The 13,530-nt window shown below is 43.4% G+C and carries 16 protein-coding genes; 6 read left to right on the forward strand and 10 right to left on the reverse strand.

Annotated elements, in window-relative coordinates:
• Nucleotides 1-26: 26 nt before the first annotated feature.
• Entirely contained in the window at nucleotides 27-1,145 is a 1,119-nt protein-coding gene (locus tag LC508_RS06380; RefSeq protein WP_054351138.1) for an alpha/beta hydrolase, read from the forward strand.
• Nucleotides 1,146-1,235: 90 nt separating this feature from the next.
• Here LC508_RS06380 and LC508_RS06385 read toward each other — a convergent pair whose 3' ends face one another.
• Genes LC508_RS06385 through LC508_RS06395 form a run of 3 tightly spaced genes read right to left on the reverse strand, consistent with a single transcriptional unit; the run spans nucleotide 1,236 to nucleotide 3,953 of the window.
• On the reverse strand, nucleotides 1,236-2,123 hold the full coding sequence (locus LC508_RS06385) for a nucleotidyltransferase domain-containing protein (protein ID WP_225305332.1): 888 nt from the start codon (nucleotides 2,121-2,123) through the stop codon (nucleotides 1,236-1,238).
• Between the two features lie 16 nt (nucleotides 2,124-2,139).
• Nucleotides 2,140-3,021, reverse strand: coding sequence for a radical SAM protein (locus LC508_RS06390; protein WP_033140459.1), 882 nt, complete (start codon nucleotides 3,019-3,021; stop codon nucleotides 2,140-2,142).
• A 32-nt stretch (nucleotides 3,022-3,053) separates the two neighbouring features.
• Nucleotides 3,054-3,953 carry a radical SAM protein gene (locus LC508_RS06395; RefSeq protein WP_054351137.1) on the reverse strand — a complete coding sequence of 300 codons (900 nt, stop codon included), beginning with the start codon at nucleotides 3,951-3,953 and terminating at the stop codon, nucleotides 3,054-3,056.
• 150 nt (nucleotides 3,954-4,103) lie between these two features.
• On the opposite strand from LC508_RS06395, the gene LC508_RS06400 reads away from it, so the two are divergent.
• The gene (locus LC508_RS06400; RefSeq protein ID WP_054351136.1) at nucleotides 4,104-4,430 is read left to right on the forward strand and encodes a winged helix-turn-helix transcriptional regulator; all 327 of its coding nucleotides are present in this window, start codon (nucleotides 4,104-4,106) and stop codon (nucleotides 4,428-4,430) included.
• 12 nt (nucleotides 4,431-4,442) lie between these two features.
• On the opposite strand, the gene LC508_RS06405 is transcribed toward LC508_RS06400, so the two are convergent.
• From LC508_RS06405 to LC508_RS06430, 6 genes are all read right to left on the reverse strand, one after another.
• Entirely contained in the window at nucleotides 4,443-5,774 is a 1,332-nt protein-coding gene (locus tag LC508_RS06405) for a sensor histidine kinase (RefSeq protein WP_103730916.1), read from the reverse strand.
• On the reverse strand, nucleotides 5,750-6,424 hold the full coding sequence (locus LC508_RS06410) for a response regulator transcription factor (protein ID WP_103730917.1): 675 nt from the start codon (nucleotides 6,422-6,424) through the stop codon (nucleotides 5,750-5,752). Before LC508_RS06410 ends, LC508_RS06405 begins: the two co-directional genes overlap by 25 nt.
• A 47-nt stretch (nucleotides 6,425-6,471) precedes the next feature.
• Nucleotides 6,472-7,203, reverse strand: a complete 732-nt coding sequence (locus tag LC508_RS06415) for a lantibiotic immunity ABC transporter MutG family permease subunit (RefSeq protein ID WP_103730918.1) — start codon at nucleotides 7,201-7,203, stop codon at nucleotides 6,472-6,474.
• Nucleotides 7,200-7,961, reverse strand: a complete 762-nt coding sequence (locus tag LC508_RS06420; RefSeq protein WP_103730919.1) for a lantibiotic immunity ABC transporter MutE/EpiE family permease subunit — start codon at nucleotides 7,959-7,961, stop codon at nucleotides 7,200-7,202. Before LC508_RS06420 ends, LC508_RS06415 begins: the two co-directional genes overlap by 4 nt.
• Nucleotides 7,961-8,665, reverse strand: coding sequence for a lantibiotic protection ABC transporter ATP-binding protein (locus tag LC508_RS06425; RefSeq protein WP_103730928.1), 705 nt, complete (start codon nucleotides 8,663-8,665; stop codon nucleotides 7,961-7,963). The genes LC508_RS06420 and LC508_RS06425 overlap by 1 nt, the downstream gene beginning before the upstream one ends.
• Nucleotides 8,666-8,881: 216 nt before the next feature.
• Nucleotides 8,882-9,406 carry a cysteine hydrolase family protein gene (locus LC508_RS06430; protein ID WP_054351134.1) on the reverse strand — a complete coding sequence of 175 codons (525 nt, stop codon included), beginning with the start codon at nucleotides 9,404-9,406 and terminating at the stop codon, nucleotides 8,882-8,884.
• A 320-nt stretch (nucleotides 9,407-9,726) separates the two neighbouring features.
• Here LC508_RS06430 and LC508_RS06435 point away from each other — a divergent pair, with 320 nt between their 5' ends.
• From LC508_RS06435 to LC508_RS06450, 4 genes are read left to right on the forward strand one after another with little or no spacing between them, the layout of a single operon-like run.
• The gene (locus LC508_RS06435) at nucleotides 9,727-10,323 is read left to right on the forward strand and encodes a TetR/AcrR family transcriptional regulator (protein WP_054351133.1); all 597 of its coding nucleotides are present in this window, start codon (nucleotides 9,727-9,729) and stop codon (nucleotides 10,321-10,323) included.
• On the forward strand, nucleotides 10,316-11,170 hold the full coding sequence (locus tag LC508_RS06440; protein ID WP_054351236.1) for an ABC transporter ATP-binding protein: 855 nt from the start codon (nucleotides 10,316-10,318) through the stop codon (nucleotides 11,168-11,170). Before LC508_RS06435 ends, LC508_RS06440 begins: the two co-directional genes overlap by 8 nt.
• Complete coding sequence (locus LC508_RS06445) at nucleotides 11,167-11,868, forward strand: fluoroquinolone export ABC transporter permease subunit (protein ID WP_033140468.1); 702 nt, start codon at nucleotides 11,167-11,169, stop codon at nucleotides 11,866-11,868. Before LC508_RS06440 ends, LC508_RS06445 begins: the two co-directional genes overlap by 4 nt.
• A complete protein-coding gene (locus tag LC508_RS06450; protein WP_054351132.1) occupies nucleotides 11,865-12,572 on the forward strand; it encodes a hypothetical protein in 708 nt (235 codons plus the stop codon). The genes LC508_RS06445 and LC508_RS06450 overlap by 4 nt, the downstream gene beginning before the upstream one ends.
• A 495-nt stretch (nucleotides 12,573-13,067) precedes the next feature.
• Here LC508_RS06450 and LC508_RS06455 read toward each other — a convergent pair whose 3' ends face one another.
• Nucleotides 13,068-13,481, reverse strand: a complete 414-nt coding sequence (locus LC508_RS06455) for a DUF3795 domain-containing protein (protein ID WP_054351235.1) — start codon at nucleotides 13,479-13,481, stop codon at nucleotides 13,068-13,070.
• Between the last annotated feature and the right edge of the window lie 49 nt (nucleotides 13,482-13,530).

A 13,530-nucleotide genomic window follows, 5' to 3' on the forward strand; every position in this document is an offset into this window, starting at 1 on the left:
AAAAACAGCAAAAAGGAGGGCGAAAAATGGCAATATGGATTATGATCATATGCATTGTCATAGCAGTCTGGGCTATATTTCCGCCCGGTCCGGGAAAAATGCCGTTATTCTATGATAATAACGGTAAGATTCTCCCTGACAGCATATCAGAAAAAACTTATATTGATGTAGACGGAGCAAAAATCGGACTGCTCATAACCGGAAAAAGCAGGTCAAATCCCGTTTTACTCTTTCTCGGAGGTGGCCCCGGTATACCGGAATATCTTCTGGAATACCAAAATCCCTCAAAACTGGCTGATATATTTACTGTGTGTTACCTGGAATATCGTGGTACATCCATTTCTTATAATTCTCATATCAATGTTGATTCCCTGACAACCGAATGCTATCTGTCTGACGCTGCCGCTGTAACCAAATATCTAAGAAACAGGTTTTCTCAAGAGAAGATTTATCTCATGGGCCACTCCTTTGGCACCTGCATCGGGATTCAGGCAGCATTTAGGCATCCTGAATTTTATCATGCTTATATTGCCATGTCCCAAATAGTTAATCAATCGGAATCTGAGATTACTGCATATCAATTTATGCTTGAACAATACCGTCAGATGAACCATGGCAGAATGGTAAAAGCCTTTGAAAAATATCAAATCGCATTCTCTGAAATGGCATATAAAGAGTATTGCCTGTCACCACTGCGGGATCATGCCATGCACAATCTTGGTGTGGGGACCATGCACACTATGAAATCTGTTATCACAGGCATTTTCTTACCCAGCCTTCGGTGCAAAGTTTATACGCCTCTTGAAAGACTCAATATCTGGCGCGGAAAGAAGTTTACAGCAGCTTCTCCGGTTGGATCTGACCGTATGGAGTTTAATGCCTATGCTGAAGTTCCCTATCTTGAAATTCCCATTTATTTCTTTGGTGGCATATACGATTATACCTGTTGTTACTCTTTACAGAAAAACTATTACGAAACAATGAAAGCCCCGCTAAAGGCTTTTTATACATTTAAGAACTCTGCCCACAGTCCTCTGTGGGAGGAACCTGTGCGCTCTATGCAAATCATAAAACGCGATATAAGAAAGGGCCAAAAGGAACTGTCCGACTCAGGCACATGCCATTTTCACATATCCCCGTCATAAACGCAGAAATGACATGGAACGTTTGATATCCCATGTCATTTCTCCAAAAAATTTTAATCAGATTACTTTTTCAATACCTTTTTTCATTTATCAATAAGCCCGAATCTGCTGATTAAGCAAATCTTCCGCCTCACAGCACAATTGCTCTATCATCTCAATATGTTCCATCATATTTTCTTCATTCAGCATCAAAGCCTGATTTGCTCGCTCACTGTAATTATATGGAGAAACCGGAAAATTTGTGATACGCTTCAGAGCTTTCTTTTCATTCAAACAATAAATCTCATTCAACGCGAAGATCACCTGATTCAGAGCAGAAACGGAACGGAACATATGACCAATCCCGTAATATATATCCTCTTTATTCATATAATTCTTTGCCAGTGTACACGAGAATTTTGCTTCAAACATAAAAAAGGACAGGAGTGCTGACTTCAATTTTTCCGGATAACATTCCGCTCTTTCTTTCAATCGTTTTAATTTTTCATTTCCATACAATACCTTTGATGATGCCAGTTCCCCGCGGTACATCACATTAAAATACGCATGCGGATGTCCTGTCTGATAATGCATGGATATATCCCCTGCATCTGTCTGTTCAACACACGCCTCTACACGTTTTATATCACGCAGAATCAGATCCACATCATATCCCTGTACGGTCAGCCACCCTCCGCAGTTAACCCAGTTTCCCCACTCTCCTTCGCTGCAGATAAGGTTTTCCCGCCTTTCATCATCCAACTTCTTAGCAATCAGATTGAGCTGTCTAAAATCGATCAAATGACTGTCATAATATATCCCCACATCAATATCCGAACTTTCTATCGCCATACCCGTCGCCCTTGAACCGCCCAAAACAATCCCTTCCACAAAAGGCAGTCCGCTTAATTCGGAAACAACTTCCCGCAAAACATTTTCTACCATATCTTCTCCTGCTCCTGCATAAATACCGTTTATCTGCTGTCCGTATTTTATCACAGATACGCTTTCTTTCCTATCCCAATGACTTTAAATTCTTTCTATACCTCTGCATTTCCTCTTCCCCCACAGTATCAAGAACATACTGCAGTTCCCCAATCACCTGTTCTCTGTCCCTGGGCAGATAAGCAGCAGTCGGATAAAAATTTGATACACTATTGGCGAACAAATGCACTCTGATCTGCAAATTCCGAATAAAGATCTGCAGTTCTTCCAAGCGTTCCTTTTCACCGGCAGGCACAAATTCTCCCCTCTCGGCCATTTCATATAACTCGGTTCCCTCAAAGAGCGTCAGGGAATCTACAGAAATGAAGCGGGGATTTACCTTGCTGAAAACTTTTGCGCTGTTTACCGCATTTCGATGGCCATTTCCTTTACCGGCCAGTCCGGTCATGTAAACAAAATAGTATTCTATTCCGGCTTCATCTAATTTGCGGCACTGGTCAATAATATCTTTTGCCGTATACCCCTTATTGGCTAACCGCAGTGTAGCATTATCACCTGATTCTGTTCCGATACTAAGACCATTGATTCCCAGCCTTCTCAGTGCCCTTAACTGCTTCACTTTCTTATCCTTTATGTCCCTTATATTTGCAAACATGGCCATCGTCTGACATTCTTTTAAATACTCATGTACCAGCAGCGCTCTTGTCTTCAGATTGTCAAAACTCATAACAAACGGATTGGCACCTGTCCAGAAAATTCTTCTGGCAGTGGGCTGATAAGAACTCAATTCTTTTAAATCTTCCTCCCACTCACGCAAAGGTGCCATACGAAAACATTCCTCCTTATAAAGACTGCAGAACCGGCATTTATGATATGTACAGCCGGAAGCTGCCTGTATAATAAATGAATCGGCTTCATATGGCGGCCGCCACGTTCTGCCTGTAAAATGCATAAAATCACTTCCTTAAATTACTTTTATTGCTGTCATAAATGGCGGAGATTTTTTCGGTAATCCCTTAATTCTTCTTCCTTCACATTTTGTATGATTTCCTCGAGAACAGACAATACCTTTTTCCTGTCCCGCGGCAGATACCCCTGAATTGGGATTGCATTTGACGCCCCGCCCGCAGCAAACCATACAGGAATATTTAAATGCTCCACAAGCGTTCTCAGTTCCTTATATTTTTCAATTTCTGTTTCTTCCTGCCAATTCCCGTTTTGAATCTCCTGATAAAGCTCTGCGTTTTTATAAATCGTAAGCATGTTCGCCCCTATGACCTTTGGCTGTAACTGATTACATATAGCTGCAGTATCATATGCTCCTTTTTCTCCTTTTCCTGCACCCGAAATACCGGTGAGATAAAAGAAATTGTAGCTGATACCCGCCTTATCCAAACGCCTGCACTGTGTGAGAATATCCTGCGCTTCATAACCTTTATTCATGAACCTCAGCGCCTCATTATCCCCTGTTTCAATACCTATGGTCAGCCCATCATAACCTGCTCTCTGTAATTCCGCCAGCTCCCCGTCTGTTTTCAAAGTAATATCCGTAATTCTTGAAAAACAGCCAATACTTTTATTGTCCGGAAAATATTTGCAGATAAGAGCCGCCGTTTCCAATAACCGGGCCGCACTTAAGACAAACGGATTGGCTCCCACAAGGAAAACACGTGCTGCCCTATTATAATTCCATAAGCGAGACTGCTCCCTTGCTTCTTTTAGATCGGCTTCCACAACCTCCGGCGGCGTCATTCTGAATTTGAAGGGTAAATCGTCATATAACGTGCAGAATTTACATTTGTGATGCGTACATCCGGCTGTGGCCTCTATAAGTAATGAAGATGCCTCATATGGCGGCCTCCATACTGTTCCTGTATAATGCATCTCTTGTCTCCTTTCCTATATTCTACACAGATTATATCATTGTACACGAGGATTAAAAGTACTGTACTTTTTTGTAGTACCCTGTCTAAATACTGTACATTGATTTTTACATATCCATCTTATATAATACAGAAAAGGAGCAGAACAAATATGAAAAAAACAGAACAATCTATACAGAGATGCCTAACCATATCAACCGTTCAAAAAATACTGGGCGGCAAATGGAAAATCGAAATCCTTTATTATATCGGCCTGCAGAATGTCCGCAGATTTGGTGCGTTACGTCGTCATATAGGTGGAATAACAGAATCGTCACTGACCAAACAGCTCAGGGAATTAGAGTCTGACGGCTTTATCAACAGGTACGATTTTAAAGAGGTTCCTCCCCACGTAGAGTATACGCTGACGGACTTAGGCGAAAGCTTCATGTCGGTTCTGGAAGTGATAAAACAGTGGGGTGATCTGCATTTAAAATAATTTCCTGCCGGCTTATCTGAAGCTGAATATAACCATCCCGCCTGTCTTGCAGTTGCGCAGTTCCAACTGTGCTGCATGCGTTTTTGCCACTTCTGCCGCAAACCAAAGTCCAAGGCCATTGTGTCCATCCGCCCCGCGTGCCGCATCTCCGCGCCATAAGCGCTCGGTTGCATGACGCAGCGCAGCCTTGCTGAACCCCTCTCCCTCATCACGCACAACAATCTGCCATCCGTTGTCCGTCATACTGCCTTCCAAATATACATTCTTTCCAGCCGGTGTATGTTCTATGGCATTTTGTACCACATTGCCAAGGGCACGCAGCAAATGCTCTTTCTGAATCTCCGCACCACCCTCCAGGCCGTTTTGGGCTTGCAGGCGGACTCCCTTTGTTTCCGCAATCCCTGTTGTATTCCGGCAGAGTTCCTCGAACACAGCAGGCAGGCTGGTATATGCAAATGTCTCTTCCGTGCCGGCTGCGGTTTCCAGCAGGCTGGCCACATACTGTTTTGCCCGTTCATTGCCGGACAGGATCTTTTTCACCATTTTGCGGCTGTTCTCAGAAAGCTCTTCCTCCAGCAGAAGTTCCGCATTGCCTCCCACAAGAGTGAGCGGGGTTTTCAGATCATGGGCCAGCGCTGCGATCTCGGTCTCCCGTTCCTGCTGTGCCGCCCACTGGGAGGACAGGGAACTGTACAGTGCCTCCCGCATATGCTCCATAGCATCAAGCGCCTGGTCATACTCACGGATTCCGGCATGTGGAATCACAAAATCCAGTTCCTGGGCTCCTACCTTCTCACTCACCTCACTGAACAGCTTTAACCTGGCAGCCAGGCGCCGGCGAAGCCACAGGGTATTACCCAGTACGCAGAACGCCACTGCCGCAAAAAATGTAGCAATCCACAGGTATTCAAAGGGCGGCAGCCGGTTACGCAGCACAGGGTCAGCAAACTCTGCTCTGTAATACCAGTGAAAAATCACCGTACTCCCATCCGCATAGGTATACCGCAAAGTATCGGCCTCTTGAGATTCCTCCTGCAGAAGATCTTTTAAAGCTTTCAGCATTTTTCCTTTTACATTACATTCCAGCACTTCACCGTTTTTTCCAAATAAAGCGTACTCTGCCAGAAAATCTTCACCGGGAGAATGAAAGGTCTCCGGCTTACCGGCAAGCATTTTTTCCACCTGCTGGCTGGGAACGATTCCCCGATAAACAATACCGGTATTTTGAAACCGCGACAAACCGGAAGACCATATCATACCGCACAACAGTGTACAGCCAAGCATAACTATGGCAAAACGTAAAAGCACAAAGGAAAGGCTTACAGAACGCTGTCTTTTCGCCATTTATACCCCACCCCCCAAACAGTTTCAATCGGACTAAGGCCGGCCGTTTTCAGCTTGGCACGGATATTTTTGATATGCTCTGCAACAGCCGACGCATCCCCCTCCGCATCAAAACCGAAAACTGCTTCATATAATTGTTCTTTGGTAAACACCTGTCCGGCATGCAGTGCCAGATGCTCACAGATGGCATATTCACTCTTGGTAAAAGGCAGTACGTGCTCACCTGCCATGGCTGCTTTCGCCTGCATATCAAAACGCACACCGCCTCGTCTCAGGGTGTGGGTTGGCTGGCGCAGTTCCCGTCTCAGATGGGCATTTACCCGCGCACACAGCTCTGCTATGCGGAAAGGCTTTTTAATATAATCATCCGCGCCAAGTCCAAAGCCCTGTATCAGGGCAGCGTCTTCGGCTCTTGCCGTCAGAAACAGTATGGGGCAGTCCACCTCTGCCCGGATACGGTTGCAAAGGGAAAAGCCATCCTCCCCGGGCATCATTACATCGAGCAGCAAAAGGTCGTACATCCGGCATCTGGCAGGCTGTACAGTAGCGGCATCTGTCTCCGTGTCAACCTGATGTCCATCCCTTTCCAGGGCAGCACGCACCAGATCCAGCATATCGGGGTCATCATCGACCACTAACAATTTCGGCATAATTACTCTCCTCATATAATAAGTTTCATTCATTTTTCCTCATTACTTTACTCCTGAGTCACTTTCCCTTCCCATCTGTCAAACCAGAGGGTGGTTAGAACCAGAATCGCTAAAGTTATAATGATAGGCAAAACCACCTCGAAAAAAACGGGTATGCCTGATACATTCATACATTCTTTTAAAAATCGAACTCCCCATTCCCACGGAATAGCGGTCCAGATTTTATCACCCATGGGATTCTCAAAGATACCTGCTAAAATGGTTCCGGATACTCCCAATAAAACAGAAACGCTGGACCCAAACCGAAAAGCAACTGCCATGTGCAGCAGATATAAAAACAGATTGCAGAATAAAAATATACAAAAAACCGCAAGATAAAAATCAAAATGTATTATGCTGCTATTTAAAAACCAATTGACTCCAATATAAAAACACACCTCATATAGTATCACATTTACAGCCGAAAGGAACAGCAGAAAGAACAATTTCCCCAGATACACACATTTTCGGGACTCCACCAGTCCCAGCGCATTTTGAAGCCCGTTTATATTCCTGTCTAAATGAATGAAAATCGACACAGCCATGCTTGCAAAAATGGGATACCCTATCTGCAGCAAAAGGAAGAACGAACGCACATCGGGAATGATGCGGTATCCGGCAGAACCGTAGTAAAGCAAAAATAAGGCTGTGATCACAATGGGTGTCAGCAAATGCAGCAACAGCATTGGAGTCCGTTTGATCTTTGTAAAATTGGAAAGGAACTCCCTTGTGACCGTCATTTCCGATACACCTGCCTTTCATACCAGCGGGAATAGAAAGCCGTAAGAGCGAAGGCAGCAAACAGGCTCAGCAGCACCAGCAATAAACTTTCTCCCCTATTTAAAATCAATCTTGATCCCGGTTCAGCCAACAATCCGTTTGTCAATACGCCAAAGACCGTAACCATAAATCTGGCCGGCCAACTGTATGGAAAGATCCAAAACAAAGGTGTCAGGTAGAGAAACAGCCCGCTTGCTGCACTGGCAAACAGATTGATGATCATCGAAGCGACAAATCCCGTTTTTTGTTCCAAAAATAAACAGAACGGAATCTGCCATAAGAGAGATACCCATAATAGGCAGTAACCCAGGATATGACACCCTGCAAGACGAACCGCGTCTGCAAAACCGGACAAAATGCATTCGCAGATAATCGTGACAATCGCCAGCACCAATGATATGACCAAAAGATTTCCTGCAATCAAGATTGTTTTAGACACAAATGTCTTCTTCAGGTCAATGGGCAGGCTGTATAAAGTACGGTATTGGTGCTTCTTTTCCTTATTGTTTACCAAATGGCACATAAACACAACGGACAATGCCGCAATCGGCATGGACCAATTGCAGACCATGACACTTGAAAAACCTCCCAACCCCATACCGATATACATAAATACCATGGAGGTCAAAATCAGGACCACCGGAATCACAATCGCAAGTTTCTGAAACAGGGAATGTTTATATTTCATGTTTTCTGCTTTTAAATAAATTTGTAACATCAGGACGCACGCTCCTTTCTGATAATATCCATAAATAACTGTTCCAGATCCTCATTCGCGTCAATCTTATCCTCATACAGAAGGGAGCCATTGTATATGATCCCTATGTCATCAGCAACCTGCTGTACTTCGCTTAAAATATGGCTGGATACAATGACAGATATCCCCGACTCCGTGAATGTCCGGATCATCTTTCTCAGTTCCTCAATGCCAAAAGGATCCAGCCCGTTGGTTGGCTCATCCAGGATCAGTAGCTGAGGATTATTCAGAAGTGCCAGGGCTATCCCTAATCTCTGTTTCATTCCCAGTGAAAACTCCGATGTCTTCTTATTCTCAGTATCTGCCAAATCCATTTTCTGCAGTACCTCATAACATCTGTTTTTCCCGATTCCCATCAGGGCAGCCCGCACTTTTAAATTCTCAAATGCCGTTAGATTCTCATACAGCGGAGGGGATTCGATCAGGGAACCGATAACCGATAAATCCTTCCGTTTCCAGGGGTGACCGCAGAATTGTATTTCACCCGAAGTCGGTCTTATAATCCCTGTGATCATCTTCAGCAGGGTGGATTTGCCGGCACCATTAGGCCCTAATAAGCCGTAGACTGTATTTCTCCTCACAGACAGTGACAAATCTTTTACTGCATATGTCTTTTTGAACTTTTTAGAAACATTTTGGGTTTTTATGATATACTCGGATGTCATACGCTCCTCCCTTTGACATTTAGCCGCCGATTTTTCTATACTCTGTTTCATATAATTTGCCTCCTTTTTCTTTACTGATGTTATGATAGCAGGCAATTTTAAGGATTTTATAAGGAAACGGGCATTTACTCACATTTTTTACAGAAAAAAAGGCATATGCCGCTTTGACATATACCTGTTCACTTTCTATTTCTAACCATTATCAGGGCCTGCATTTTATCGGCACATTCTTTCCATGGTTTCCTGTACCGTAATGCAGCTTGCGTATCTTTTGTTCCAAATAAAATCATTGTAATATTTATACGTCTCTTCTGCAGACATATAGGCATTGTCAAACGTAGAATTGGACTCTTTTGGTACGATAATTTCAAATCCGTGTTCAAAACCGCATTTGACAGCAGCGTCTATGCAATATTCCGTCTGCAGCCCCACCACGATCATTTGCCCAACCTGCTTTTCGTTTAGATATTTCAGAAGCCCGGTCTCTTTAAAAGGGCTGTTTACGGTTTTGTCAAAAATCTTCTCATTCTTACACGGCTTAAATTCTTCATATATTTCAAAACCCTCCGTTCCCCTTGTCAATGCCCGGCCGGCCCCATCGTCATGGCGGACATATATGATTTCCGTATGTGTCTCTCTTGCCGTTTTTATCAGTTTTTTTACATTAGATACAAATATATCATAGTGATATAAATCCGTGTTTGTAATAAGCTTCTGCGTATCAATCACCAGTAATACCATGTGCAGCATCCCCCCTAAAATATAAATCAGCTTATCCCTGCGTTTTTTATACAAATTCCATATCTATCAGCCATATCTTATCACAGACATATAGGAAAGTCATTTCTTTTCTGCCGATTCAGGCGTAATTCCACACCCCTGGGTTACTGTCCCTTGTCCGGCAACAGGCTTCGCAATGTACAGACATGGGACACTCGATTCCATGTCGTACTGGCTGCCTCGGGATTTTCCAACTCTTCCATTGACAAAGCCAAATACAAGGAATATAATCTATATGACTAAAACATATTATTTAGTCATATAGATTGGAGGATAAATCTATGCCAAAGTTCAGTGACGCGGAAAAAGAAATCATAAAGCAGAAATTGATGCAGGAAGGAGAACGGCTGTTTACTTCATATGGAATAAAAAAGGTGACCATTGACGAGATCGTACAGGCTGCCGGTATTGCCAAAGGTTCCTTTTACTCTTTTTATTCCAATAAAGAGCACCTTTACATGGACATTGCCGGAAATCTGCAGTTTAAAATGTGGCGGGAAATGGATGCGTTTTTAAATGAAAACCGTTCATTACCGCCAAAGGAGCTCTGCAAACAGTGTTTTCTTTGGATGTTCAAAGAATTACAGCGGTATCCCATGCTGAAACAAGCCAACAGTGAAACGGCTGATTATTTATACCGCAAACTGCCCCCTGAAGTGATCGAAGCACATACAAAGGATGACGGACATGAACTTATCAAGCTTCAGGAATATGGTGTTCATTTCAAATGCGGCATTGAGATAGCGACAAAAACACTGCAGACACTTGCCATCAGTTTCCTGAATCTGCAGCAGGAAAACGCTGCTGATCAACAGACGATCATGGAACTTATTCTGGACGGTGTGTTAAAGGAGATGATAAGTGATGAAGGTGATTGATGTTCAAAATGTCTTTCTAAAATATCCATCTGCCAAATCAGATACCATTCGCGGAATCAGTTTTGCTGTTCAGCAAGGCGAGATATTTGGCTTTCTCGGTCCGTCCGGCGCAGGAAAAAGTACCATGCAGAAAATCTTAACGGGGACTCTTAGAAATTATCGCGGAAATGTTCGTGTTTTTGATACAGAGATGAAGAACAGAACAAGTGATTATTATGAAAATATCGGTGTGGATTTTGAGTTCCCCAATTTTTACAGTAAATTCACTGCTGCCGAAAATTTAAAATATTTCGCGTCCCTCTATTCCCGCAAGCCCCTGGACCCGATGGAGCTTTTAGAAAAGGTGGGTCTTCGCCATGACGCGGATAAAAAGGTAGCGGATTATTCTAAAGGCATGAAAATGCGGCTTGGTTTTGTGCGCTCCCTGCTTCATGAGCCGAAACTCCTTTTCCTGGATGAGCCTACCAGCGGTCTTGACCCGGCAAACGCCAGAATACTGAAAGACATGATCTTAGAGCAGAAAAGAATGGGAAAAACTATCATTCTCACCACCCATAACATGCACGATGCAGAGGAGCTGTGTGATCGTGTCGCCTTTATTGTTGACGGAACCATTAAAACAATTGACTCTCCCCATGCTCTGCGAAAAAGCGGAGCCGATACCGAAGTGGAATACAGTTTTTCGGAAAACGGAAAAGAGATAAGAAAGGTCTGCACGCTTTCCGAACTTGTCCATTCACAGGATTTCCAATCAGCGCTGAAAAAAGGCTGCCTGACAAGTATCCATTCAAAAGAACAAACACTTGAGGATATATTTATTGCGTTGACCGGAAGGGGGCTGCAATGAGACTCTTAAATGCCTTAAAAAACGATATTCGTTTTCAGATGAAATATGGTTTTTATTTTCTATATGCCTTTTTCAGCGCCGTGTACATAGCTGTGCTTTTGATCACCCCCCGGGAATATAAAAGTATAACCGCATCCCTCATCATTTTAACAGACCCCGCAATGCTCGGCCTTTTCTTTATGGGCGGGATCTGGCTGCTTGAAAAAGGGGAAGGCCTGCATGGTTTCTGGAGTGTTTCCCCTCTTCGGCCTGTGGAATATGTGTGGTCCAAATCCGTATCTCTGGCAGTTCTGTCAACGGTATCGGCTGACCTGATCGTTCTGTCTGCCATGAGAACCGGGGTGAATCTTGTGCTCTTATCCTTCAGTGTGTTCCTTGGCGCAGTTGTCTTTAATCTCATGGGATTGATGGCGGCATCCTTTGCCCGTTCAGTCAATCATTATATGATCATCGTTTTGCTTCCTGCTGTTTTGCTGTCAATGCCGCCGGTCCTCACAGCGTTTGGAATCACGCATCCGCTCTTAGAGATTTTTCCGGGAACGGCACTGTGGCATTTGATCAACCTTTCTGTCCACGGCTCCCGGAGTATCCATGGCCGGATGTGGATGAATCTTCTTATCTGGCTTGGCATCGCATTGTTTTTGGCTGACAAACGGATTGGAGCTGCTTTGGAATCAGAAGGAGGCGGAGGCACATGAAACATACAGGAAAACTTTTTAAAATCGGATTAAGACAGATAGCAAAAGACGGCATGCTGCTCGTTCTGATTCCGGCACCGTTTTTAGCCGGAATATTTTTTAAGTTTGCTATTCCATATATCAATACCATACTGATTAAAAAATTCGCCTTTTCCATCACGCCCTGGTATGGTCTGATGGACGGTATGCTGATTTGTCTGACACCTATGTTTGTCGCAATGATATCTGCATTTTTGCTTTTAGAAGAGAGAGATGAGGGGTTAAGTGCCTTTTATCAGATCACGCCTGCAGAGGGCCGTTCCTATTTATTTGCACGTATCGGACTTCCCATGATATGGGCGTTTTTTATTACCATGACAGTTGCTGCAGTGTTCAAACTTTCATCCTTTTCTTTTAAAATCCTTCTGTCGAGTTCGGTTATCAGCAGTTTTACCGGTATCTTTTTAGCCATGATGGTGGTCTCCATTGCCGGAAACCGCGTTGAAGGTCTTGCGCTTTCAAAACTGATGGGGATTAGCTTTGCAGGGCTTATTTTAATATGGTTCATACCTGCTCCATATCATTTCATAATGGCATTTCTTCCGTCTTTCTGGATTGGAAAATTGCTGATGGACGGGGCAAGTCTCTTTTCCTTTTTGTTTGGTCTGCTGACCTGCTTTTTGTGGGTCGTCTTTTTTACGAGGAGGTTTTTAAAAAGAGTTTAGGTAAAGAATTGACGAGTAAAACAAAATTAACATCTGACGGATTTGTGTCAGCTCTCTTTTTTAAAAAAGCGCCTGCACTTTAGGATAAAGCTGATAAGGAAGTACCACACAAAACCAACTTAACGGCTGACAAACAGAGTTGCAACGAGGAACGGGCAAGGAGTCAACAGCTTCTTGCCCGTTCTTTCTGTCTTTATATGCTTGTGCTAAAAGGGCGAATGTTACGCAATAGAACGTCGTTTTCGGGGGTGGGAGTATAAAAACCCTTACCGCCTCATTTCTGCGCCAGCAAAGCCGCATAAAGCAAGGCTTTTTTGCGTCTACTTCGTAACATAAACCCATGATATTTTGAGGGCGAAAGCACTTGTTGCTTTCGCCCTCTTGATTACCTGTAAAGCAGGGACAGGCAGTATTGCCAACGACGGCGACAGCCGTTTATTTTATCGTTGACAATGCTGAATGGCTCTGCTATCTCTCCGACAAATCGGAAATCTGCTATTTCATTTTTTCTTGGCACTCGCTACATTCTCTATCGTGGATTGATATAATTCCCCCACATTTTAAACAGGTATATTTCTCTTTCTGCTGTTCCATAAATGCTTCTAATCCCTTTTGTTGTACATATTCACTGTTCTCCATAAGGCTTGCCTGATACCTTTGGTTATAGCTTTTTTCGAGATTTTTTATCAGTTTGCATGGATAATCAGAACATTCAAAGCAATAGGTCAATCTTTTATCCTTAATACATTCTTTTATCTTGCATTTACGACAATGCTCTGGTTTTCCTTGGTCGCTTTTCAAACATCCAGCACATGGTTTTTTATGATAGCAATGCTTATAACATACCTTACAGTTCATACCGCAAGGGGCAAACATTATCGTATCAATTTTTTCTGTTGACATTTTCATAAAGTCTTGCCCCTTTCCTTGTTTCAATTGCATCTCGCCAAATCGGAAT

The sequence above is a fragment of the Blautia parvula genome, assembly GCF_020215665.1.
GTDB lineage: Bacteria > Bacillota > Clostridia > Lachnospirales > Lachnospiraceae > Blautia > Blautia celeris.

Bases quoted from the DNA above. Each gene is read 5' to 3' on its own strand.
- LC508_RS06395 (WP_054351137.1), bottom strand. From the start codon at position 3,953: ATGCATTATACAGGAACAGTATGGAGGCCGCCATATGAGGCATCTTCA.
- LC508_RS06435 (WP_054351133.1), top strand. From the start codon at position 9,727: ATGCCAAAGTTCAGTGACGCGGAAAAAGAAATCATAAAGCAGAAATTG.
- LC508_RS06420 (WP_103730919.1), bottom strand. From the start codon at position 7,961: ATGTTACAAATTTATTTAAAAGCAGAAAACATGAAATATAAACATTCC.
- LC508_RS06415 (WP_103730918.1), bottom strand. From the start codon at position 7,203: ATGACGGTCACAAGGGAGTTCCTTTCCAATTTTACAAAGATCAAACGG.
- LC508_RS06450 (WP_054351132.1), top strand. From the start codon at position 11,865: ATGAAACATACAGGAAAACTTTTTAAAATCGGATTAAGACAGATAGCA.
- LC508_RS06410 (WP_103730917.1), bottom strand. From the start codon at position 6,424: ATGCCGAAATTGTTAGTGGTCGATGATGACCCCGATATGCTGGATCTG.
- LC508_RS06380 (WP_054351138.1), top strand. From the start codon at position 27: ATGGCAATATGGATTATGATCATATGCATTGTCATAGCAGTCTGGGCT.
- LC508_RS06455 (WP_054351235.1), bottom strand. From the start codon at position 13,481: ATGAAAATGTCAACAGAAAAAATTGATACGATAATGTTTGCCCCTTGC.
- LC508_RS06425 (WP_103730928.1), bottom strand. From the start codon at position 8,665: ATGACATCCGAGTATATCATAAAAACCCAAAATGTTTCTAAAAAGTTC.
- LC508_RS06445 (WP_033140468.1), top strand. From the start codon at position 11,167: ATGAGACTCTTAAATGCCTTAAAAAACGATATTCGTTTTCAGATGAAA.
- LC508_RS06430 (WP_054351134.1), bottom strand. From the start codon at position 9,406: ATGGTATTACTGGTGATTGATACGCAGAAGCTTATTACAAACACGGAT.
- LC508_RS06400 (WP_054351136.1), top strand. From the start codon at position 4,104: ATGAAAAAAACAGAACAATCTATACAGAGATGCCTAACCATATCAACC.
- LC508_RS06405 (WP_103730916.1), bottom strand. From the start codon at position 5,774: ATGGCGAAAAGACAGCGTTCTGTAAGCCTTTCCTTTGTGCTTTTACGT.
- LC508_RS06390 (WP_033140459.1), bottom strand. From the start codon at position 3,021: ATGCATTTTACAGGCAGAACGTGGCGGCCGCCATATGAAGCCGATTCA.